The following is an 18,777-nucleotide window of genomic DNA, read 5'->3' as shown; positions in this document are numbered from 1 at the left end:
CTACCCCGCAAGCGGGCAGAAACACCTGTGGCCCGAGTTGAAAGCGCGGTTTGAACACCCCGGCAAACAAATTTCGCCACAGGACGTGCGCGACCGCCTGCTGTTTATCCAGGCCATCGAAACCGTGCGCTGTGTGGAGGAGGGCGTATTGATGTCCACGGCTGACGCTAATGTGGGTTCGATTTTCGGCATCGGCTTTGCGGCGTGGAGTGGCGGCGCGCTGCAGTTTATCAACCAGTATGGCTTGAACGACTTTATTGCTCGGGCACGCTACCTGGCGGAGCAATATGGGGAACGGTTCTCGCCGCCGTCGTTGTTGCTGGAGAAAGCGGCGCAAGGTGACACCTTTCGGTGATCTAAAGGTGGGAGGGGCTTGCTGCGAATGACGGTGTATCAGTCAGCACATCAGGTGGCTGAACCACTGCCATCTGGAGCAAGCCCTCTCCCACATGTTAGAGAGCATCCAGGACTTGCTTTGCAGGTACATTTCAAGGCAGGCTCTGGGGTGTGCATTATTCCCATCACCGTGTCAGGTATTTTTTATGTCGATACGCGTCTGTATCCTGGAAACCGATATCCTGCGTCCAGGTTTGATCGATCAGTACCAAGGGTACGGGCAGATGTTCAAACGCCTGTTCTCCAAGCAACCGATTGCCGCCGAATTTGTCGTCTACAACGTGGTGCAGGGCGAATACCCGTCGGGTGATGAAGTGTTTGACGCCTACCTGGTCACTGGCAGCAAGGCCGATTCCTTCGGCACCGACCCGTGGATCCAGACCCTCAAGACCTACCTGCTTGAGCGTTATACGCACGGCGACAAGTTGCTTGGTATCTGTTTCGGCCACCAACTGCTGGCACTGCTGCTGGGCGGCAAGACCGAGCGCGCCGGCCAAGGCTGGGGCATGGGCATTCATGACTACAAACTCGACGCCAAGGCGCCGTGGATGAGCCCGCAAGTGGAAGAGTTGACGCTATTGATCAGCCACCAGGACCAGGTGACCACCTTGCCGGAAAACGCCACGGTCATCGCCTCAAGCGCGTTTTGCCCGTTCGCTGCGTACCACATCGGCGACCAAGTGTTGTGCTTCCAGGGCCACCCGGAATTTATCCACGATTATTCCCGCGAGCTGCTGGAAATTCTTCAGACAACTCTCGGGGAAAAGGTCTACACCAATGGCGTCGCCAGCCTTGAGCGCGACCACCACGGTGTCACCGTAGCGGAATGGATGATGCGCTTTGTGGCGCACAAGCCTGAAGCGGCGGCTTAAAGCCAACCCGAACGCTTGAAGCTGGCCCACAAACTGCTGCAGCCCACCGCGATAAACCCCAGCACCGCAAAATAGCCGTAGTGCCATTGCAGCTCGGGCATGTTCTGGAAGTTCATCCCATAAATTCCCGCCACCGCGGTGGGGAACGCCAGGATCGCCGCCCACGCGGCGAACTTGCGCTGCACCACGCTCTGGCGCGACGCCTCCAGTAACACACCGATCTCAATCGTCTGGCTGGCGATATCGCGCAGGGTGGTGAGGTCTTCCATTTGCCGCGTCACGTGAATCTGCACGTCACGGAAATACGGGCGCATATTCTTGTCGATAAACGGGAAGCTTAGCTTCTGCAGCTCCTGGCTGATCTCCACCATCGGCGCCACGTAACGCTTGAGTCGCAACACGTCACGGCGCAGGCCGTGGAGGTTCTGGATATCGCGTTCGCTCAGCGAGCTGCACAGTACGTTGCGCTCCAGCTCATCAATCTCGGCGTGGATTGCCTCGCTCACCGGCTGGTAGTTTTCGGTGACGAAATCCAACAGCGCATAGAGTACGAAATCTTCCCCATGCTCCAACAACAACGGCCGTGCCTCACAGCGCTGGCGCACAAAGCCATAGGACGCCGAATGACCGTTGCGTGCAGTGATGATGTAGCCGTTGCCGGCAAAGATATGGGTTTCGATAAACTCCAGCTTGCCGTTCTCGCGCACCGGTGAGTAGGTGACGATAAACAGCGCATCGCCGAACGTTTCAAGCTTCGGGCGGCTGTGTTTCTCCAGGGCGTCTTCGATCGCCAGTTCATGCAAGTTGAACTGGCGTTGCAGGTTGGCCAGCTCCTGGGCATTGGGCTCTTCCAGGCCGATCCACACAAAGTGGTCAGGTTTGGCGGCCCAGGCGGCGCCTTCGTCGAGGGTGATATCAGTGACTTTTTTCCCGGCGCTGTAAACGGCTGCCGCAACAACTCTACCCATGGTGCTGATCACTTCTTATTAGGAGGACAGGTGTTGGGCAGCTTAGCTCGAATGACGTTCCATTGTTGCTCTTGCAGGTGCGCGCTTCATGTGGCGAGCAAGCCTGCTTGCGCTGGGGTACAAAGGCCCCTAAAAATCACAACGGCGCAGGTGTCCAAGCGGTTTGCAGCTGCCGATCCATCTGCGCAATGCATTCATCCATCTGCGCCTGACACGTCTGCATCAACGCCGGGATGTCATCCGGAGTCAGCCCCGCGGTAGGAATCGGCGGTAACGAACGTATGAGTACATCACCACTGTTCCAACGGTTAAGCTGCATATGTGTGACATAGTTGCTGACACACACTTGCACGATCGGCACACCGGCCGCAATCGCCATATGAAACGCGCCTTTCTTGAACGGCAACAGCCCTTTGCCCAAGTTGCGCGTGCCCTCCGGGAACACCCAGATCGAGGTGTCTTCGTGCTGCAAGGTATGCGTGGTGGTGAGCATCGCGCGGCGCGCCTTGTGCGCATTGCCACGGTCGATAAGCACATTGCCCGCCAGCCAGAACAACTGGCCGAACAGCGGCACCCATTTCAGGCTTTTCTTGGCGATACACACGGTGCGATGCGGCACCACAGTGCCCAACACAAACAGGTCGTAGTTGGACTGGTGGTTAGCAATGATCACACAGGTGCCCGGCTTGTTACGCAGCGAGTCGACATTCGCCTTCACGTTCAGCCGCAATATCCACATCGCAGGCAGCCCGTAGAGTCGAGCACATAGGCGACTGTTATCCGGGTTGAACGGCCGACAGATACCCAGCAATACACCTAGCACTCCCGCGACCATAAAGTGCAGGCCCATCAACAACATACGTAACAGAAAAAGCATCGACACGGCCCATCGGGACAAAAGGTGGCGCAGTGTACGGATGTGCACTGTATTCGGCAATTGCCCCTACAGACGTAGGAGATAGGCGATGTTTAAGCACATGTTTCAACGTATGCCGGCAAAGCCCGTCTAGAGCGGTTAAGAGGTTTCCGATTTTTTGGTAAGAAAAAGCCCGACTCAAGGTCGGGCTCCGGCACAGCAGCATTGAGGCATCAGCTGAGGTTGTGGCCCTGATCCTGAATGATTGCATCATCCAAGGCTTCCAGCAGTGCCTTACGCACCTTCAACTTGGTGTGCTTGTGGGCGTTCATGTTGATCTTCTTCAACTGACGCGCCGCTTCCAGGGCCGCTGCGTGCAGCTCTTGCGGGGCGACCACCTTATCCAGGAAACCCGCTTGCAACGCGCCCTGCGGGTCAAACATCTCGGCATTGATCACCGAACGATGAAACGCCGACTTACGCAGCCGATCCCGCGCCAATTCTATACCGGCGTGGTGCATGGTCATGCCGATCGCCACTTCATTCAGGCCAATGCTGAACGGGCCTTCCACGCCAATCCGATAATCGGCCGACAACAGCAGGAACGCACCCTTGGCCACCGCATGCCCAGGGCACGCCACAATCACCGGGAACGGGTGCGACAACAAGCGACGCGCCAACGTCGAGCCCGACGTCACCAGGCTGATCGCCTCTTTAGGGCCGGCCGTCATCACCTTCAAATCATAACCACCGGAAAAAATCCCCGGCGTCCCGGTGATGATCACCACCGCCCGATCCTTCTCGGCCTGATCCAGTGCCGCATTAAACTCACTGACCACCGCCGGAGAAATGGCATTCACTTTGCCGTTGCTCAAGGTCAGGGTCGCGATACCGTCTTCGAGGTGGTAGGCAATCAACTCACTCATGACGCGGTTCCTTGTAGGACTTGTTATAGATAGGCTGTTTATAGCAGCGCAGGCGCAGACGTTACCCACCACACCCGCCCCGGTAAAGCGCCGTGACTGACTACCCAGTCAGGCTTTTGCCGCATCCACACGGGTAGACGGCCTGAAGCAAGGCGCAGCTGCCGCCCCAAACGCTTACCGCCGATACCCGAGAATGGCAGATTCACCGCCCCTTGCCAGGCGGGAATGGCATAACCGTCTAAGCGCATGAAAATTCTGAAAAAAACCTTTGCCATCAGAAAGGCTTTCGACTACATTAGCGCGCCTCGACAGACTGAACTGGTTTGACGAGATACGGTGAAGTGTCCGAGTGGCTTAAGGAGCACGCCTGGAAAGTGTGTATACAAGAAATTGTATCGAGAGTTCGAATCTCTCCTTCACCGCCAAATTTGAAACGACTAAACCCCTGAAAACGTTGAAGTTTTCAGGGGTTTTGTGTTTTCAGAGGGTCAAAAAAGGCCCATATGGGAACATCCATGGGAATACGGGTTGCTGGATTGCCCCCGTTCGAACCCCTGTTTATGGGGCCTTGTCAGCACCTGGCCGCTGAATGCCCAGGGCGTGCTGAAGCATGCCGATGACGTCCGGGCCGTCCTCGTTGATCCACATGCCGTAGTGCTGCCGGATCATGTTTGCGCTGGTGTGCCCCATCTGTTCCGCGATCCAGTCAACCGAAGCCACGCCGGTGGTGAGCAACTGGCTGGCGTAGGTGTGTCGGCACTGGCCAGGACCGCGATAACGAACGCCGGCCGCTTTCAAGTGCGCTTTGAAGAACCTGTCCCTCACGACAAAGTCGCTGACGTGCGGCAGGCCGCTCTTGGTGTTCAGGAACACGAAGTGCAGCTTGTGCTTGCGAATCGTCTTGTTGTCCCGCTCGACGACATCCACGGTGTCCACGGTCTTGAGCTGATTGATCGCGTCCAGCTTGCGCAGGGCATCCCACGCCGGCTCCAGCAGACGCACCTTGCGCATAGAACGCCGAGTTTTCGTCACTCGATACGCCCCCCGCACCTTGGACCGACGAAACGTCACTGTCCCTTGTTTCAGATCGACATCCTCCCAGGCCAGGGCAATGGTCTCCGACACCCGTGGGCCTGCCCAAATCATGAACTGCACCATTAGCAGCTCCTGGGTGCGGCTGGTGTGCGTTTCGAGGATCTGCTTGATCTCCGCCCTGGTAAACGGGTCCGGTGCCTCGGGATCGGGAAGGCGGACGAATAGTCCCTCGGTTGGGTCATGCGCAACTTTCTTCCGGGTGCGGTATAGCCGAAACACCTGGCGCACATTGCTGATGATGTCGCGGATGGTCTTGTTCTTCAGCCGCTTCGACAGCGGTCCCTGAATCCACTCTTGCAGGTCCAAGTGGTCAATCTGATCGATCTGAATGTCACCCCAGCGCGGCCGTACGTGGACCTCCGCCTTGTTCTTGTATCCACGGAAGGAGGTGGCGGCCACGCTGTTGCTCTTGATGGTCAGCCAAAGGTCCAGGTAATGCCCGAAGCTGTTCTCGGCCAGCTTGGTCGATTCGGGGAAATGCCGGCGGTAATCGAAGGTGCCGGCCTGTATCTCGTACTCGATCACCGTGACCAGGCGCTTTGCATGATCCCGGTTGGCTGGTGTGTTGCCGCCAGGAACCAACTCCCTGCACAGCTCGCCATTGAAACGAAAATAGACCCGTACCGAATTGCCACGGGCCTCTACGCCATCTGCCATATGCGTCCCCACGCGATGTATTGAAAGATTCTGCCAACTGGCAGAAAAAAGGCCCGTCTCCGGGCCTGGTGTATTGCGGTTTTAGTGTTGCCGATCACTGTTGGCGAAGTAACCAGAACAAGCCGGCACTTTTTCTAGATGTCGGTGTGGCCCCGGCTTGGGCTTCTTCGGCCCGACGCTTGGCGTTGAAGGCTTGACGCGCTTTGCTGCACTTCTGATGGTTGCCGTGGGCACGGGATCTGCCGCACTGGTCGCAGACGCCGGTTAGATCGAGATTCCAGGGGAATGATTTACCGTTGTTCATGGGGTGTCCTCAATCGCCGCAGAAGCAGGCAATAGCCTCGTCGTGGTCGGCAAACATGTCGAATTGGGTATCGGCGTAGTCGAGCATTTGCTGGTAGCTGGGGCGGTCGAAGCGGAAGCGGGCGCCGTCGCCAGTGAATTCACCCGTGGATACGACTTCCCGTTCCTGCCTGGCCCACCAGTCGCCTTTGCGCATCGGCTGCCCACAGTCGCTGGCAATGATTGAATAGACCTGCTTGGCACCCTTCAGGAAGCAAAGGTCGCAGTTGCCTTCAAGGGTGCGGCCGTTGATGGTCGACAGCATCAGGTCGAACGGCTGGCTTGCCCAAAAGTCCGTCACGTCCTGCACGCCAACACCCGCGTCAGCCAGTGGCATGACCATCTTGGCCCACTTGCTTTCGCTGGTGCTTTTGCGGTTCCTAATTTTCACCACCCGGCGGGGCTCGTCTGCGCGGATGCCAGTCATCATGTCCACCGGCGCTTCCTCGGTCGAAAGACCCAGGCTGCGCAGGTACTTGTGAATGATGCGGATCTTCAGGTCGATGGTGCAAAACCGGGTGACCGGGTTGGGCAGGTACTTCCGTTTGCGTATCAGGGCTTCGAACGGCTCACCCTGGCGGCTGGCTGTGGCGTAATCCACCACTGCAAACCCTGTGTCATCGTCGCGAAACTCCAGCCAAACAATCGGCACCGCCCAGCGCTCGGCACATTCCCGGACAAAATCCAATGTGGCCGGGTGTTCCTTGCCGGTATTGGCAAACGTTATGACCATGTCGTCCAGATCGGTGTTGCTATCCAGCACCTGGCGCAGCATGTAGGCACTGGTACGGCCGCCAGAAAAACTCACCACTGTCGGCCCGGATAATTTATAGGGAGAACTTGAGTGCATAGAGGTTCTCCCTTTCACATCCGAAATGATTGATGAACAAGCGCCGGCTGTGACACATGGTCAGCGGGCTGCGCGGCATCGGCTTGGACTTCACAAACGAAACGATGCCGTTTTCGGTTGGGCGCAGTCAGTGCTGCTGTGAGGCCCGGCACGGCGCCAATGCACTGCTCATAGGCACCAGCACCGCTCCAGCTATCAACTTTCACCACCTGGCAATCCGTGCGTGTCGCGTCTACGCAGAGATAAAGCAGAAGGGAGACGCTCATGCCCCGACCTCCTGCTGGGCGACGCTCAGTGCAATCGCCACTGGTTGCACCCAAATCGACACGTTGCTGAGCATGAACGTCTCCCCAGCCTCGGAAAGCAGCAGCGTCATGCCGAACACATCGGCCATCGCCCTTGCCGCCGCGCGCGGTACCGCGTTGCCGATCCGCTCCCGGTGGTGGCCGTCGTTGATACCGTCCAGCTGGAAGACCCCCGCCTGTTCGATCTTGCGAACGCGCTGCATCCGTTCGATCTCATGGGCGGTCTGCGGGTCTGCTGACCAGTGATCCTCTGGATCAAATAGTGATTGCAGCGCGGCCAGCTCCAAGGTGGTGAAGGGCCGGTGCCAGGTGCCGTCGAGGCTGGTGATCATGCAGGTCAGCCGGTCGTTGGGCGCCGGCATGCGCTGATCAGCAACTGACCACCGGCCGTTGTCGTGACAGGCACTGGCGGAAACGGCGCCGGCCGGGGTGTTGTAGTCGACTACACCGTAATGCCCGCCGGTCAAGTAGGCGTCGCCCTTGGTGCGCGACATGCCTGGGCGCGGATCTGCGATCGATAAAGCCCCGCTGGCAACCTGCTGCGAACCGGTCACGGTCTTGGCGCTCTCGCACCAGGGCGTGATCCGCAGCTTTTGGGTGCTGGCGTTCGGGTGCCAGTTTTTGTAAGCCGGATCTGCCACGGCGAAAGCGCCTTGCCCAGTGGTGCTGCCGGCGATGACGGTGCCGGCCGGCTTGCTGTAGTCGGTGACCAGGTACTTGCCGAAGCCCTTGGATGGTTGCCGAGGGTCGGCCACCGCCTGCCCGCCGGAGCTGGGGCCATGCCCTGCGGTGACAGTTCCGGCGGCTTGGTCGTTGCGAACTACCCGGAACACGTTGTTGTGCCGCTCGCCGCTCATGCGCGGGTCTGCAACGCTGAATGTCCCTTGCCCTGGGCTGCGTTGGCCTGTGACCACACCGCAGTGGCGGTTGTAGGGCAGCACGCCGTATTGGGTGTATTCAAACTTGCTGGTGGGCCGAGGGTCCGCCACGGAAAACTTGCCGTTCATAGGCCGGCTCGCACCTGCAACCACGCCGGCTGTATCGTCCCAATCGACAACCCCTAGTACGCCGTTGTGATATTCCGGCACGATCACAAAGTCACGAAGGTGACCGTCCTCAATCGCAAACCGACTCAGGCTGCGCCAATCCTTCCCAGCCTCTACCAGGGCAAGGCGTACCCAAGTTTTCCACTGCAACGCCGGCACCCGGTGCATCGGCCCTGCCTGATCGATGTCACCGGCCAGGGGCATGCGGCTCAGCACATCACCGACTGCCCGCAGACTGCGCTTTTCAGGTTCATACAAGAATGCCGGAACCTGCTCGACGTGCCTGGCCACCAGCAGGAAACGCTTGCGACTCTGTGCTAGCCCGCCAATTTCGCCACAGTCGTGAGTGGTTTCCGCTACGGCGTAGCCGTAATGGCGGAGCAGCTTGGTGATCTGGTCCAGCAGGTAGCGACCACGCGTCGCCAGGCGCGGCACGTTTTCGAACACGATCAGCTTCACCGGTTGGTGCTTCCATGCTTCGCACATCAGCCACACACACCGCAACGTCAGCTCGTTGAGCGCCCGGTACTTGGGTGTTTGGCTCATCGTCTCGGAAAGCAGACCGGATGCGCCCTTGCACGGGCTGCTGATGAACACTGCGTCCGGGTCTTCATTGCCGGCGGCGCGGCGCAGATCCTCGGCGGTAGCTTCTATCCAGCCGGCGGGTGGCCGCTGGCCGTGGAAAGCTGTGTATTGCTCGCGGGTGAACAGATCCATCAACGTGCCAGGTACACCGGTCATCATTTGGAAGTCGCGCAATCCGGCGGGGTCGACGTCGACTCCGCCCAGGCAGCGCCACTCAGCTTGCACCGAGCCCAGGACGGGTTTGGAGTCGCTGAAACCGGCAGCGCCGCTGCCGAGACCGCAGCAAAGGTGAAAGTGGGTGAGGGTGCGTTTAAGCATTGGACACCTCCACCAGCTCGACGTCGTCGTAACCAGGTGCGTCCACGTCAGCCGCGATTACGCGAATTCCGCATACGCCGTATGGCCCAGGCTCAGTGCCACCCCAGCCTTCCTCGTTGTGAATGTCTTCGGTCCAAAAAGGCCCAGGGTGTTCACCCGTCATACGGTTTTTGGTCGTGATGCTGAAGCTTGCTCCGCCTTCGCTCAGCATTCGATAGATCATCGTCTGACCAAACAGCCGGATCACGGTCCTGATGACATCACCGTTTTCAGCGGCAAGCCGGTCAGAGGCGTTCGACCAGAAGCCATTGATCATGGAGGCGATTTCCTGGGTCAATACATCGTGATTAACCTCAAGAGTGACTTCGTATTCCTTCCACGTTTCCTTGACCAGGTATCGCTTGATGTTCGGTGGGGTGCTAGCCTCTACGGCGCTGCTGCTTGGGTTCTGTGCTTGCATGGTGCTGCTCCTTGGTAGTGGTAGGTGTCGGGGAGTTGGCGCTCCTCGACACCATCTTTCAGGCCGGTGTGGCCTGGTCTTGCTCAATGATCGTTACGACTTCGTCTCTGTCTTTCGCATAAGCGAAGGGCAGTTCGCCTCCTGGGCGAGTGACGGGGTAGCGCGACTCCGGCAACCGGCACAACGCGACGGTGTAGCCGCTGTCGGTAACCCAGCAGTTCTGCTGGACTTGCCCGTCCCTATTGCGTTTCGGCGCCCATTTCATGCCCATGTCCTGATCAATTCTTCCCAGATGGCATCGCCGTCGGGGACGTACGTGTGCACCTCTTGCTCTGGCGAGTAGTCCAGTTGCAGCACCGCCAGGCAGTCGTCGAACAGTGCGGTGTCCAGACCGCGCAGACTGGTCAGGACAAAGGGGTAGTCGCGGCCGTTGTAGAGCCCGAGCAGGAAGCGACCGATCACCGCGCTCTGGCCTGTATCGCGCTGGGCGACAGGGACCAGCCGGGCCAGCGCTTCAATACCGGCCTTGCGGATGGCAGGGCGCTTGGCTTCGAACTTCTGCAGTTGCTGGAACCAGTTGGGCTGCGTTTTTTGGGCAGGCGTATTCATGCGGATTCTCCTTTCGAAGGCCGGATCAATAAGGAATGGTGTCGAGGAAGGCGATGTCGTGAACCACCTTCCTGGCTTCAAGCTGAAGCTCCTGCGAGACCGAGAGAAGGTTGCAAAGCAGATCGATCAGACAGATCACTTGTGCGCAGTTGAGGGCTGTACGCCCGTTCAGGCTTGCCCCGTATTTACGCGTTAGCTGCCCCTGGTATGCGGGTAAAAAAGCCTGGAGGTTGCTACAAATCCATCCTTCGGACTGAGCCACCGCGCGACCGAATGCACTTGCTTCGTCTGCGTCGAGGTCGCCGATAGCTTCAGGTCGGACTCTTGGCGTATGGGCGTCGGTGGCTGAAAGATCGACCACAACCATTCGGCTGCTGACCGCATCGCTGCAATCCAGTGGCTGGTTTGCGGTAATCACCAGAGCGCCACGGAACGTCACTTCTTCACGCTGGCCGTCCCCTGATCGTAGAGTCACGCTGCCCGAGCTAAAGAGTGGCTTCAGTTCATCCCAATCAATGGACGGGGTTGACTCACCATGGTCCTCGCAAATGACGACCCGCTGCCCTGCGCTGGCAAATGTTCGCGCGCGCCCGGCTGGAGTGGCGTGAGCCAGCGAATGTGAGTAAGGCGTTTGCCCGTTCAATTTTTGGAGGTAGTCCAGAAGCAAAGTCTTACCGCTGCCGGCCGCGCCGACGATATGAAGGAAAGGGAAGCTGTTCTGGTCCTCACGGATACGGGCGGCATGCGCGGCCCCCATCCACCAGGCCAAAGCAACTACCCCCCGAGCGCCGAAGAAGGCGACAAAATCATTGAAGCGAATGGTCGATTTAAGTTCGTTTTGCATGTTGCTGCTCCTGTTGTTGCGGTGGTTGCACGCCCTGGAATACCCAGCAGCGAATGGTTTTAGGTTTGTCGAAAGCGTCCAGTAGTCGCGCCGAGTTAACGGACTTGTTCGACTCCAGAAATTTGGGTGACTTGCTGGTCTTGAGCAGGCGTTTCAGGTCGCTCAGTGGCGGCACCTGCTGGCGTTTGTTGGCCGCCATTTCCACGAATTCGTTGAGATTCACTGCGATCAGGCCATCCCGGCGCGCATGGTTCAGCGCGCCTTTCTCGTCCATGCCGTTGAGGAAGTCGTACAGGTCCCAAAACTCGGTAACGGTTGGATGGTCGGCGTTGATTGCCTGCTGCCGCTCCAGGGCCATGCGGCTGATTTCGGCGTGAGCGAGGGCCTTGCGGTGTTCACCGAGCGGCACGACGCCCGCGAGTGCGTCCACCAGGCTGCGCAGTTGGGCGTGGTTCTTGGCGATACGTACCGTGCGCACACCAGGCTGGGCCAGCAGCTCCTGTTCGTAGATGGAGGTGTTTTCCTCCATCAGTCGCATGGTTTCGGTTTCACATTGCAGTGCCTTGACCAGGAAGCCGCTGATGCTGTCCATCGGCATGCGCTCCAGCTGCTCGGCGTACTGCTTTGTCTCTGGCGTGTGGTGCTCGCGTGTCAGGTGGACGTGGCAGATACGCTGCAGGATTGGTTCTGATGCGTTTACCGGGTTGTTCTGCGCGATCAGCAGGGCGGCGCGGAACGGGGGTTCGTGGGTGTCGTTGCCGTTGTTTTTCACGCCGGTGGAGCGAACGCTGCGGCCGTTGTACGCGGTTTTCAGTTCGTCCCAGTCGAAGTGTTTAACCGGCTGGCCTTCCTTTTGTTCACGCTCGGACTCGATCAGCACCACCGGCAAGTTGCTGACCTGCGAGAAGTTGCGCGCGCGGCTTGCGGCGGTCGCTTTGGACGGGTCAAAGCCTTCGTAATCAGTACGTCCGACCGACTTCCACAACAGTTCCACCAGCGTGGTCTTGCCCGAACCGGCTTCACCCACCAACTCTAGGAACATCAGTGACTTGTGGATCTGCCGGATTTGCTCTGCGTGCAACGCGCCCAGCCACCAGGCCAGCACCACCAGCCCCTGTACGCCAAAGCAGCGCCAGTAGATGTCGAACCAACCTTCGTTGTAGGCATTGAGGTCGGTGTTGATGTGCAGCACGGGCGACTGGCTTTGCGACTTGATGCTGAGCTTGCCCAGGTCAAAGAAGTCTTCTTTGTTGCGCACCTGCATCTTGCCGCCGTGAAAGGCCAGGTCGTTGAAGACATAAGCACCATGGTCGCGGCTGTAGCCGATCCATTCGATGGTGTTGACGGCTTTCAGGCAGTCGAGCTGAGGCGCCATGATCCGCTTCAACTGCTGGGCGCTGCCCTCGAACCACGCGCCATTGGCGACGTTGAGCAGGCGATTCGCGAACTCGGGCGCTGACGTGAGTTGCTTGGCTGTGAACGTGCTTTTGATGGCCGCGCCTTGCGGGCGCTCGATACGGAAGTAGTACCAGGCCTCATCGGTCAGGTCGTTGCGCATGTAGTACAACGCCTGGAAGTTGCAGTTGGCGATGTTGGACACTGAGCCGGATTGGCGCAGGGCCTTGTAGCGCTTTTGCTCATCGTTGAGCTGCTGATCGCTATGGCTTTCCGAACTCTCCAGATCGCTCATGGCGCGGTCGTACTTATCAAGGTCCAGCCGAAACCAGTACAGGCGCTTGCTGAATGAAAAGTTGAATTCCTTGCGCTCGTCGCGCAGGTAGATGAGAAACCCCTTTTCCTCTGCCGAATCAGCCAGCAGCAAGTCGCCGTGGTGGCGGGCTTCGTCCAGATCCTGTTCGATCCGCTCTGCGCGTTTGTCGTCGCCCTCGATCGGCTTCCAACGTAGGTGCAGGTCGTTCCAATCAACCTTTTTGCCGTTGGGCTGCGGGATCACCGCCGCCTTGCAGGTGAAGCCCAGATCGCGAGCTTCTTTCGCCCAGCGGCGCATGTTTGCCTTGGCGACTGGCTCGTTATCCAAAGCCCACACCAGCACCGGCAGGCGCTTGTCGGCGTCGTGGCGCAGCTTGGCCAGGGCCTTGAGTGAGTCGATAGGGCAGGGAGCGCTGGACATCATCGACACGGCCGGCACTTCGTTGTGCAGCAATGCGATGGCGTCGAAAATCCCCTCTACTATGAATAGTTCTTCGACTTCCAGCAGGTCGACGCTCGGCGGGCACCACCAGACGCCTTTGTAACCAGTCAAGCCTTCACCGGTTGGTCGAAAGCGCGCTTTCATCTTGCCGAAGCGGTCTGGTCGATCTATCAGGCGTTCCCAGTACCCACCTTTTTCCAGGGCGAAGCGCACCGTGGCACTGCCGATATTCAGCCTGCCATCCCAGTAGTTGTCTTGGGAGAACCAACCCGCGATCAGCTCAAATTTAAAGCCACGCGCAAACTCAAGGTAGGCGCGTGCTGTGGCAAGGGGGTTGTCCGGTGTCGACGGTGCGGTCTTGCTCCAGTCGTTGAACAGGTCGTCGTAGATGTCCTTTACGTGGACACGGTGGTCGCACTTTTCCGGCCGTCCACATATCAGCGTCCAGGGCGAGTTGTAGAAGGTGTATAGGGTCTTCTGGCCGCAGGCCGGGCAAATACCCTTACGCATATAGTCGGTGTCGCGCATGTGCTTGAGCTGGTAATCCCGCTCAATGCGTTGGATGACGTCGGCGCGCAGCCTTTCTTTCATTTCCATCGTGGCTTACTTCGCTTCGTCGAGACTGTGTTTAAGGGCGCCAATCAGGCTTTTTCGTGCAGCCATCGCGGGGAAGGCCACCAGCAACGAGCCGTGCCGCAAACCTTCGGGGATCAGGCGAAAACGGTCGTCATACCAATGCTCGTTGAACAGCAATGCGTACTGCGCGCGCAGCTCAACAAGCATCGCCTCAGCCTGGTCGCGGGGCAGTTTTGCGGTGATGGCGATGTCGATTTCCATGGTCCACCTCGGATTGCGGGCAAAGCTCACCCAAACCCATTGGGAACGGGGTAGGGCGGGGGTTTAAAAGGGAGCGTTACTGAGGGTGTGGCTTGTGCACGGTGCTGCGCTGGTCGAGCAGTTTCTGTGGCAGAAACCGAGCTGAAACCGAAAAGCGTTGATCAGCGAGAACGTCCACCAGGTGGACGTGAGAACTGTCCGACCCAGTGGCCCAGTCGATGCCAATCCAACGGCGCTTTTTGATCACCTGCAATTCAGTCCACGCGCTGTGGACCAGTTTGGGCGCCATGAAAACCGGCACTTCCAATGCAAGGGTCAAGTGGCGGATGCAGCGATCGAACAACAGATCGGAATCCACCAGGTGTTCTGCCTCATGGCGTTGCAGGTAGGCGAAAGCAGCGTGTTGCATGCTACTGCGGTAGTCATGAGTCTGTTGATCAAGGTTCATCACGCACGCTCCATTTCCAGTTGGTCCAGCAGGTCGGGTTGTGTTGTGTTTGTCGCGAGGTTGCGACGCGCAAGCAAACGCACTTTTGTGGGAGCCATGGGCAGGACCGTAAGGGGCCGGTCGATACCGGACGGGCTGAGCTGGTATTCCCAAACCAAAGAGCCGGAGAACGTGGCGCCGCACAGCAGGTTGTTGCATTCCGAGTACATAGAGCGAAAGCAAGGCGTCTGGCCTTCGGAGGTACGGATGCGCATCGAGCTGTTGCAGCAGGGGCAGACCAGTTTGTAAGTGCTCATAAACGGCGTCCTTTACAGCGCTTCCGCAGCTTCGTAGGCAATGTTCAGCGGTGTGATTGCGTCACCGATGGCCAGGCGGATGTCAGTGCCGGAACAGTCATGATTGGTGGTCGCGACAATTTCTTTTAATGTGTCCAGTCGCTGCTGAGCAATCACCAGCAGATCCGCTAGATGTTTCCTTTCTTCTTCAAGGATGTAGGTCATGGGTAATCACTCAAAAAGAGAAGTCGAGCGCTTGCTGCAACGTTTGCAGGAGCGGCATGAGGCACTGACGAAAGTGATGCGTGGTCGCGATGCGACAATGCTGACCGACAGGGAAGCGCCAGGCCTGGTAGTGAGCGCCGAAGACATCCGCTTTGCTGTCGATGACGTAGCCACCGCGTTGAAAGAGATCAAGGCAAGGCTCGGCAAGGGCTGATGGCAAGAGTTCACTGGACAGTCCTCTGGCTGTACAGCTGGATGGTCGCAAACACCTCGGAGTAACGGGCTGACATGTAGGTGAGTAGGGCGGCGATGATTGCGTCGGCCTCACGCTTTTCGATTACCCCGTCATCTAGGGCTGCAGACATGATCTGATCAACCTTGCCCCGCTTGGCCGAGGCCTTGAGAGAGCGGCTGTACAACTCCACGTTGTCCAGGTTCTCCGGGAGGCTCAACGGCACGAACATGCCGCCGTACATTGAAGCGATGTAATCAGCCAGGAACGTGGTGCCTGCGACTTGTTCCAGACGGTGAATGTGCACGTCGGTCAATGGGCGGCTGCCGGCGTTCTCGTAGGCCTGGTTGTCGAACTTTTTGATTGGCATCCCGAGGTCTGCCGAGGCGTACTCCCGGCCGCCAGGGTAGGCGCCAATGACGGCCATAACGACGTTCTTTCTGCTGTCTAGAACTGGGCGTTTCATCTTCTGGTATCCCCTTGGAGCCAGAGGCCCTAGTTTGTAATCACGCCGTCTTTGATTCCGAGCAAAACAGCTGCCCGGTGTGCTTCACCACGACGACCTTTCTTGCGGCCGTTGAGCAGGTCGCTGACCAGATTTCTGTTCAACTCATACTTGCGGCAGAACTCGGCAATGCTGACGCCCTTGCGGTCAAGAGCCGCGCGGGCTTGCTCGGGTGTAAGGGGGGCGGGCATAGTGTTCATGTGTGTTCGTTCGTGTTGGTGTGGGGTCATTCTTGAATAGAAAAATGTTCAAGTCAATAAGGGTTGATCAAAAAAATGTACATTTCTGATGGGGTGGGCGATCGCCTGAAAGAAGAGCGCGACCGTTTGGGCCTGAATCAGACCGATTTTGGGGCGCTGGGAAGCGTCAGCCGAGGGACACAGAAGGCGTACGAACAGGGCACTAATTCGCCTGACTTGCGTTACCTGGCAGCTCTTGAGGGGGCGGGTGTGGACGTTCAGTACGTGCTGACAGGCGTGAAGGCTGTGCTGTCAAAAGATGGGATCGATAGTGCCGAATCTCGAATTCTTGAAAACTACCGCTCTCTCTCCGAGGGCGATAAAGCATCGGTTCAACGACTGACCAGCGCCTTGGCAATATCCGCAGCTACTTAAACTTCTGCCTCGTTTTAGGCCGGTGGCAACCACTCGGCCTTAGTTCTTATGGACTACATCGACTTACTTCTCTGCCCGCAGCGTTCGTCGCCTTTTATTGCATGGCTGGGGTGGTGGCACACCAAAACATGCTGAGAATCGCTTGTTCGCCGGGTGTTTTCGACGGCACTACTGACAGTGCCGGGCGCCCGTTACGTGTTGCAAAGGGAGTAGAACATGTTGGTGAACAGCGATGCAGAGACCAATCAAGCCGCTAGCGGTGAGGACCAGCGATTGACACCCGCTGAGCTGCACCTGGTGAAGGTGTTCCGGCAGTTGAGCGAAGAACACCGAAACGACATGCTGCGATTTATTGATGCGCTCTTAAACGCTCAGTAGGAGGAGAAGCCCGGTTCGCCGGGCTTTTAAATGAAACAGGTGCAGTGTGAGTCAGGCATGCAGCTATTGCCGAAACAGTCATTGCCCAATAGCCTATGTTCCTTGGCAACACACCAGATGCAAAGGTATCAAGGAATGATCCAGAGAGGGACCGCTATGAAAACTGACGTATTGATGGGATGCGGTGCCAGCCTGCTGCTGTTAGCGCTCTCCACAAATGCCGTTGCTGAGCCCTGCGACAATGTTCTTGCTGCCCTCCAGCAGGAACGCCATCTGTCCCAGGTCAAACAAACCGAAGGCAAACAAACCACCGAATACCGTGATGGCCCGAACATCGTGCTATCTCTCAGCTGTGCTGTGGGCGCTCCTAACATTGCTGTCACATGGGATGGCCCAGCTCCGGATCAGGCGTTCTATGACCTGGTCGGCCGTACAGGCAGCCTGGTGTCAAAACGTGCGGCTGCCGACATCGTGAAGGCCTCCAAGCAATGCCGCCAAGAGGCATTGAAAGACGAAAGCGAGCTTGCCACGATCGAACAAAAAGGCCTGGCCATCGAATGCCAAGCCTTTGCCCGCGACGGTGGTGGCACGACTATTACTGTGTTTGCTGAGTAGCCTTCCTACACCTTGGCCCCGCTGCCGGCAGGGCCTCCCGCTTCGGCCTTCGCCGCCTGTAATCGCTTCCACTCCCGATCAACCGCCCGCTTTGCCGTGTTCTTGTTGGCGTACAGCCAAAGTAGGCGCCGAGGCTTAGCCTGGTCACCTGCGGTCATGCTTTTCTCTTTCCCGGTTTTGTCATCGCGGTAGTAAGCGATGATCCCTGTGTAATTCAGCTTGTTCGCTTCTGCCAGGTCATCGACGGTGTCTTCCGGCAGTTTGCTTTCCAGCTCCAGGCTCATCGTGTAGCCGTTATCCGGGCTGAGGTTGTGTTGTACGTTGCCACCGTACCAGATGATTTCGTCGATTTCGTCCTTCACGCCCTGGAGCGTGTAGGTCAACTCCGGAATCAGATCGGGGCGGCCTACCGCGAGGGTGTAGCTGAGGGTGGCGCTGCCACGGCGCAGGCGGTTGAATTCTGCCCGAGCCGCTCGCAGCGCTGACTGTTTGTCGCTGTAGGTATGGCGCAGATCCTTGAGGTTTTCTCCACCGCCAGCAATGGCTTCCTGTTTCTTGGCGCTATTCACGTCGTAAAAATAGGCTCGCGCACCGTCGTAGCTATCGCGATCGGCATGCAGGTAGCGGTGTTGGTCTCCGTCTGCGCGGGTGAGGGTGATGTGAGGCAGGTCCAGCCCGCTGGCGGTTTTGCCACCCCCGGCAGGCATGCACAGCAGGCAACCGGCTTTGACACTGGCTACAGCGTCAAAATCTTCTCCCAGGCGGCTGATTAGGTTGGCGTCGGATTCGTTGGCCTGGTCGAGCTGCAAGATGGGCAAGCCGTCGAGCGCACCGGCGATGGTTGCGGTAAGGCCGTTTCCGATAGCGATATCGCCCAGGACGTCACCTAGGGTGGTGTTGCTCCAGCTGCGTTCACGCTTGGTTTTTAAGCCCTTTCGCAGGTCAGCCGACCGGGCACGGATGCTCAGTACGTCCGGGGCGCCGCTGTGTTCAGTTTCGTCGACGGTATATGTGCCTTTGTCCACCAGTCCGGTGTCGCTCCAACCCAACCACAACCGCAACACAGCGCCTTTGGGTGGAATCGCCATCAGTCCGTCGTGGTCGCTGAGGGTGATGCTGAGCTGGTCTGCTTCGATTCCGCGATTGTCAGTCAGCTCCAGGCTCATCAGGCGCGGGCTGACCATCTGTGCGATATCGTTGCCGTCGACCGTCAATCTAAAAGCAGGCACTGGATAGGCCGCATCGCGTTTATAGCGATCTAGCTTATCTTTCAGAACCCCGGTTACACGGGAAAGGTATGCATAGATCATAGCACCAGCTGCCGGAGTTTCTTGCCGACGGGGGTATCTCAGCCCAGACGGTCACTC

General features: G+C 58.2%; 25 protein-coding genes, 1 tRNA gene and 1 pseudogene. 7 read left to right on the top strand and 20 right to left on the bottom strand.

Translation table 11 applies throughout. The annotated features are described in order from the left end of the window. Positions 1 to 355, top strand: a pseudogene (locus E0F99_RS22920) (3-hydroxyacyl-CoA dehydrogenase); the annotation flags it as partial. Positions 356 to 542: 187 nt separating this feature from the next. Beyond that, on the top strand, positions 543 to 1,268 hold the full coding sequence (locus tag E0F99_RS22915; RefSeq protein ID WP_083357239.1) for an amidotransferase: 726 nt from the start codon (positions 543 to 545) through the stop codon (positions 1,266 to 1,268). Here E0F99_RS22915 and E0F99_RS22910 read toward each other — a convergent pair. The 3 genes from E0F99_RS22910 to E0F99_RS22900 all read right to left on the bottom strand — a co-directional run bounded on the left by E0F99_RS22910 (position 1,265) and on the right by E0F99_RS22900 (position 4,018). Continuing rightward, positions 1,265 to 2,236 carry a magnesium and cobalt transport protein CorA gene (locus E0F99_RS22910; protein WP_083357240.1) on the bottom strand — a complete coding sequence of 324 codons (972 nt, stop codon included), beginning with the start codon at positions 2,234 to 2,236 and terminating at the stop codon, positions 1,265 to 1,267. The two genes, E0F99_RS22915 and E0F99_RS22910, sit on opposite strands and share 4 nt — an antisense overlap. Before the next feature lie 136 nt (positions 2,237 to 2,372). After that, entirely contained in the window at positions 2,373 to 3,113 is a 741-nt protein-coding gene (locus E0F99_RS22905) for a lysophospholipid acyltransferase family protein (RefSeq protein ID WP_083357241.1), read from the bottom strand. Positions 3,114 to 3,325: 212 nt separating this feature from the next. After that, positions 3,326 to 4,018, bottom strand: coding sequence for a crotonase/enoyl-CoA hydratase family protein (locus tag E0F99_RS22900; RefSeq protein ID WP_083357242.1), 693 nt, complete (start codon positions 4,016 to 4,018; stop codon positions 3,326 to 3,328). Positions 4,019 to 4,353: 335 nt separating this feature from the next. On the opposite strand from E0F99_RS22900, the gene E0F99_RS22895 reads away from it, so the two are divergent. Next, a tRNA-Ser gene (locus E0F99_RS22895) sits at positions 4,354 to 4,443 on the top strand. Positions 4,444 to 4,576: 133 nt separating this feature from the next. Here E0F99_RS22895 and E0F99_RS22890 read toward each other — a convergent pair. The 14 genes from E0F99_RS22890 to E0F99_RS22825 all read right to left on the bottom strand — a co-directional run bounded on the left by E0F99_RS22890 (position 4,577) and on the right by E0F99_RS22825 (position 15,066). Further along, positions 4,577 to 5,770 (bottom strand): Arm DNA-binding domain-containing protein, encoded by a 1,194-nt coding sequence (locus tag E0F99_RS22890; protein ID WP_083357243.1) that lies wholly within the window; start codon positions 5,768 to 5,770, stop codon positions 4,577 to 4,579. A 94-nt stretch (positions 5,771 to 5,864) separates the two neighbouring features. Then, complete coding sequence (locus E0F99_RS22885) at positions 5,865 to 6,074, bottom strand: hypothetical protein (RefSeq protein WP_083357244.1); 210 nt, start codon at positions 6,072 to 6,074, stop codon at positions 5,865 to 5,867. A gap of 9 nt (positions 6,075 to 6,083) precedes the next feature. Next, complete coding sequence (locus E0F99_RS22880; protein ID WP_083357245.1) at positions 6,084 to 6,962, bottom strand: phosphoadenosine phosphosulfate reductase domain-containing protein; 879 nt, start codon at positions 6,960 to 6,962, stop codon at positions 6,084 to 6,086. Between the two features lie 14 nt (positions 6,963 to 6,976). After that, the gene (locus tag E0F99_RS22875) at positions 6,977 to 7,228 is read right to left on the bottom strand and encodes a hypothetical protein (RefSeq protein WP_083357246.1); all 252 of its coding nucleotides are present in this window, start codon (positions 7,226 to 7,228) and stop codon (positions 6,977 to 6,979) included. Continuing rightward, complete coding sequence (locus E0F99_RS22870; RefSeq protein WP_083357247.1) at positions 7,225 to 9,216, bottom strand: DNA cytosine methyltransferase; 1,992 nt, start codon at positions 9,214 to 9,216, stop codon at positions 7,225 to 7,227. Before E0F99_RS22870 ends, E0F99_RS22875 begins: the two co-directional genes overlap by 4 nt. Then, on the bottom strand, positions 9,209 to 9,676 hold the full coding sequence (locus E0F99_RS22865; protein ID WP_083357248.1) for a DUF2528 family protein: 468 nt from the start codon (positions 9,674 to 9,676) through the stop codon (positions 9,209 to 9,211). The genes E0F99_RS22870 and E0F99_RS22865 overlap by 8 nt, the downstream gene beginning before the upstream one ends. A 58-nt stretch (positions 9,677 to 9,734) precedes the next feature. After that, positions 9,735 to 9,941 carry a hypothetical protein gene (locus E0F99_RS22860; RefSeq protein ID WP_083360377.1) on the bottom strand — a complete coding sequence of 69 codons (207 nt, stop codon included), beginning with the start codon at positions 9,939 to 9,941 and terminating at the stop codon, positions 9,735 to 9,737. Beyond that, positions 9,938 to 10,285, bottom strand: coding sequence for a DUF7673 family protein (locus E0F99_RS22855; protein ID WP_083357249.1), 348 nt, complete (start codon positions 10,283 to 10,285; stop codon positions 9,938 to 9,940). Before E0F99_RS22855 ends, E0F99_RS22860 begins: the two co-directional genes overlap by 4 nt. Positions 10,286 to 10,310: 25 nt before the next feature. After that, positions 10,311 to 11,129 (bottom strand): hypothetical protein, encoded by an 819-nt coding sequence (locus E0F99_RS22850; protein ID WP_083357250.1) that lies wholly within the window; start codon positions 11,127 to 11,129, stop codon positions 10,311 to 10,313. Next, the gene (locus E0F99_RS22845) at positions 11,113 to 13,872 is read right to left on the bottom strand and encodes a toprim domain-containing protein (protein ID WP_165447630.1); all 2,760 of its coding nucleotides are present in this window, start codon (positions 13,870 to 13,872) and stop codon (positions 11,113 to 11,115) included. The genes E0F99_RS22850 and E0F99_RS22845 overlap by 17 nt, the downstream gene beginning before the upstream one ends. Positions 13,873 to 13,884: 12 nt before the next feature. Next, the gene (locus E0F99_RS22840; RefSeq protein WP_083357252.1) at positions 13,885 to 14,118 is read right to left on the bottom strand and encodes a hypothetical protein; all 234 of its coding nucleotides are present in this window, start codon (positions 14,116 to 14,118) and stop codon (positions 13,885 to 13,887) included. A 76-nt stretch (positions 14,119 to 14,194) separates the two neighbouring features. Further along, positions 14,195 to 14,566, bottom strand: coding sequence for a hypothetical protein (locus E0F99_RS22835; protein ID WP_083357253.1), 372 nt, complete (start codon positions 14,564 to 14,566; stop codon positions 14,195 to 14,197). Beyond that, positions 14,566 to 14,862 (bottom strand): ogr/Delta-like zinc finger family protein, encoded by a 297-nt coding sequence (locus E0F99_RS22830; RefSeq protein ID WP_083357254.1) that lies wholly within the window; start codon positions 14,860 to 14,862, stop codon positions 14,566 to 14,568. Before E0F99_RS22830 ends, E0F99_RS22835 begins: the two co-directional genes overlap by 1 nt. Before the next feature lie 12 nt (positions 14,863 to 14,874). Next, positions 14,875 to 15,066, bottom strand: coding sequence for a hypothetical protein (locus E0F99_RS22825; RefSeq protein WP_083357255.1), 192 nt, complete (start codon positions 15,064 to 15,066; stop codon positions 14,875 to 14,877). Here E0F99_RS22825 and E0F99_RS22820 point away from each other — a divergent pair. Next, on the top strand, positions 15,065 to 15,280 hold the full coding sequence (locus tag E0F99_RS22820; protein ID WP_083357256.1) for a hypothetical protein: 216 nt from the start codon (positions 15,065 to 15,067) through the stop codon (positions 15,278 to 15,280). The genes E0F99_RS22825 and E0F99_RS22820 overlap by 2 nt on opposite strands. A gap of 10 nt (positions 15,281 to 15,290) precedes the next feature. Here E0F99_RS22820 and E0F99_RS22815 read toward each other — a convergent pair whose 3' ends face one another. Together E0F99_RS22815 and E0F99_RS22810 are read right to left on the bottom strand one after the other, a co-directional pair. Continuing rightward, a complete protein-coding gene (locus E0F99_RS22815; protein WP_083357257.1) occupies positions 15,291 to 15,764 on the bottom strand; it encodes a YmfL family putative regulatory protein in 474 nt (157 codons plus the stop codon). A gap of 29 nt (positions 15,765 to 15,793) precedes the next feature. Continuing rightward, positions 15,794 to 15,994, bottom strand: a complete 201-nt coding sequence (locus E0F99_RS22810) for a DNA-binding protein (protein ID WP_083360378.1) — start codon at positions 15,992 to 15,994, stop codon at positions 15,794 to 15,796. A gap of 84 nt (positions 15,995 to 16,078) precedes the next feature. Between E0F99_RS22810 and E0F99_RS22805 the strand changes: the two genes are divergently transcribed. The 3 genes from E0F99_RS22805 to E0F99_RS22800 all read left to right on the top strand — a co-directional run bounded on the left by E0F99_RS22805 (position 16,079) and on the right by E0F99_RS22800 (position 17,410). Then, positions 16,079 to 16,417 (top strand): helix-turn-helix domain-containing protein, encoded by a 339-nt coding sequence (locus E0F99_RS22805; protein WP_083357258.1) that lies wholly within the window; start codon positions 16,079 to 16,081, stop codon positions 16,415 to 16,417. Positions 16,418 to 16,633: 216 nt separating this feature from the next. Next, complete coding sequence (locus E0F99_RS30085; protein WP_156795334.1) at positions 16,634 to 16,795, top strand: hypothetical protein; 162 nt, start codon at positions 16,634 to 16,636, stop codon at positions 16,793 to 16,795. 156 nt (positions 16,796 to 16,951) lie between these two features. Continuing rightward, positions 16,952 to 17,410, top strand: coding sequence for a hypothetical protein (locus E0F99_RS22800; protein WP_083357259.1), 459 nt, complete (start codon positions 16,952 to 16,954; stop codon positions 17,408 to 17,410). 5 nt (positions 17,411 to 17,415) lie between these two features. On the opposite strand, the gene E0F99_RS22795 is transcribed toward E0F99_RS22800, so the two are convergent. Further along, the gene (locus E0F99_RS22795) at positions 17,416 to 18,720 is read right to left on the bottom strand and encodes a phage late control D family protein (protein WP_130908941.1); all 1,305 of its coding nucleotides are present in this window, start codon (positions 18,718 to 18,720) and stop codon (positions 17,416 to 17,418) included. Positions 18,721 to 18,777 lie beyond the last annotated feature (57 nt).

The organism is Pseudomonas antarctica (assembly GCF_900624995.1).
GTDB lineage: Bacteria > Pseudomonadota > Gammaproteobacteria > Pseudomonadales > Pseudomonadaceae > Aquipseudomonas > Aquipseudomonas antarctica.
The sequence above is the reverse complement of the archived record's forward strand: the minus strand, read 5'-3'. Positions and strand labels throughout refer to the sequence as shown.

Excerpts from the sequence above, each read along its gene's own strand:
- E0F99_RS22915 (WP_083357239.1), top strand. The coding sequence starts at position 543 with ATGTCGATACGCGTCTGTATCCTGGAAACCGATATCCTGCGTCCAGGT.
- E0F99_RS22910 (WP_083357240.1), bottom strand. The coding sequence starts at position 2,236 with ATGGGTAGAGTTGTTGCGGCAGCCGTTTACAGCGCCGGGAAAAAAGTC.
- E0F99_RS22905 (WP_083357241.1), bottom strand. The coding sequence starts at position 3,113 with ATGCTTTTTCTGTTACGTATGTTGTTGATGGGCCTGCACTTTATGGTC.
- E0F99_RS22900 (WP_083357242.1), bottom strand. The coding sequence starts at position 4,018 with ATGAGTGAGTTGATTGCCTACCACCTCGAAGACGGTATCGCGACCCTG.
- E0F99_RS22890 (WP_083357243.1), bottom strand. The coding sequence starts at position 5,770 with ATGGCAGATGGCGTAGAGGCCCGTGGCAATTCGGTACGGGTCTATTTT.
- E0F99_RS22885 (WP_083357244.1), bottom strand. The coding sequence starts at position 6,074 with ATGAACAACGGTAAATCATTCCCCTGGAATCTCGATCTAACCGGCGTC.
- E0F99_RS22880 (WP_083357245.1), bottom strand. The coding sequence starts at position 6,962 with ATGCACTCAAGTTCTCCCTATAAATTATCCGGGCCGACAGTGGTGAGT.
- E0F99_RS22875 (WP_083357246.1), bottom strand. The coding sequence starts at position 7,228 with ATGAGCGTCTCCCTTCTGCTTTATCTCTGCGTAGACGCGACACGCACG.
- E0F99_RS22870 (WP_083357247.1), bottom strand. The coding sequence starts at position 9,216 with ATGCTTAAACGCACCCTCACCCACTTTCACCTTTGCTGCGGTCTCGGC.
- E0F99_RS22865 (WP_083357248.1), bottom strand. The coding sequence starts at position 9,676 with ATGCAAGCACAGAACCCAAGCAGCAGCGCCGTAGAGGCTAGCACCCCA.
- E0F99_RS22860 (WP_083360377.1), bottom strand. The coding sequence starts at position 9,941 with ATGAAATGGGCGCCGAAACGCAATAGGGACGGGCAAGTCCAGCAGAAC.
- E0F99_RS22855 (WP_083357249.1), bottom strand. The coding sequence starts at position 10,285 with ATGAATACGCCTGCCCAAAAAACGCAGCCCAACTGGTTCCAGCAACTG.
- E0F99_RS22850 (WP_083357250.1), bottom strand. The coding sequence starts at position 11,129 with ATGCAAAACGAACTTAAATCGACCATTCGCTTCAATGATTTTGTCGCC.
- E0F99_RS22845 (WP_165447630.1), bottom strand. The coding sequence starts at position 13,872 with ATGAAAGAAAGGCTGCGCGCCGACGTCATCCAACGCATTGAGCGGGAT.
- E0F99_RS22840 (WP_083357252.1), bottom strand. The coding sequence starts at position 14,118 with ATGGAAATCGACATCGCCATCACCGCAAAACTGCCCCGCGACCAGGCT.
- E0F99_RS22835 (WP_083357253.1), bottom strand. The coding sequence starts at position 14,566 with ATGAACCTTGATCAACAGACTCATGACTACCGCAGTAGCATGCAACAC.
- E0F99_RS22830 (WP_083357254.1), bottom strand. The coding sequence starts at position 14,862 with ATGAGCACTTACAAACTGGTCTGCCCCTGCTGCAACAGCTCGATGCGC.
- E0F99_RS22820 (WP_083357256.1), top strand. The coding sequence starts at position 15,065 with ATGGGTAATCACTCAAAAAGAGAAGTCGAGCGCTTGCTGCAACGTTTG.
- E0F99_RS22825 (WP_083357255.1), bottom strand. The coding sequence starts at position 15,066 with ATGACCTACATCCTTGAAGAAGAAAGGAAACATCTAGCGGATCTGCTG.
- E0F99_RS22815 (WP_083357257.1), bottom strand. The coding sequence starts at position 15,764 with ATGAAACGCCCAGTTCTAGACAGCAGAAAGAACGTCGTTATGGCCGTC.
- E0F99_RS22810 (WP_083360378.1), bottom strand. The coding sequence starts at position 15,994 with ATGCCCGCCCCCCTTACACCCGAGCAAGCCCGCGCGGCTCTTGACCGC.
- E0F99_RS22805 (WP_083357258.1), top strand. The coding sequence starts at position 16,079 with ATGTACATTTCTGATGGGGTGGGCGATCGCCTGAAAGAAGAGCGCGAC.
- E0F99_RS30085 (WP_156795334.1), top strand. The coding sequence starts at position 16,634 with ATGTTGGTGAACAGCGATGCAGAGACCAATCAAGCCGCTAGCGGTGAG.
- E0F99_RS22800 (WP_083357259.1), top strand. The coding sequence starts at position 16,952 with ATGAAAACTGACGTATTGATGGGATGCGGTGCCAGCCTGCTGCTGTTA.
- E0F99_RS22795 (WP_130908941.1), bottom strand. The coding sequence starts at position 18,720 with ATGATCTATGCATACCTTTCCCGTGTAACCGGGGTTCTGAAAGATAAG.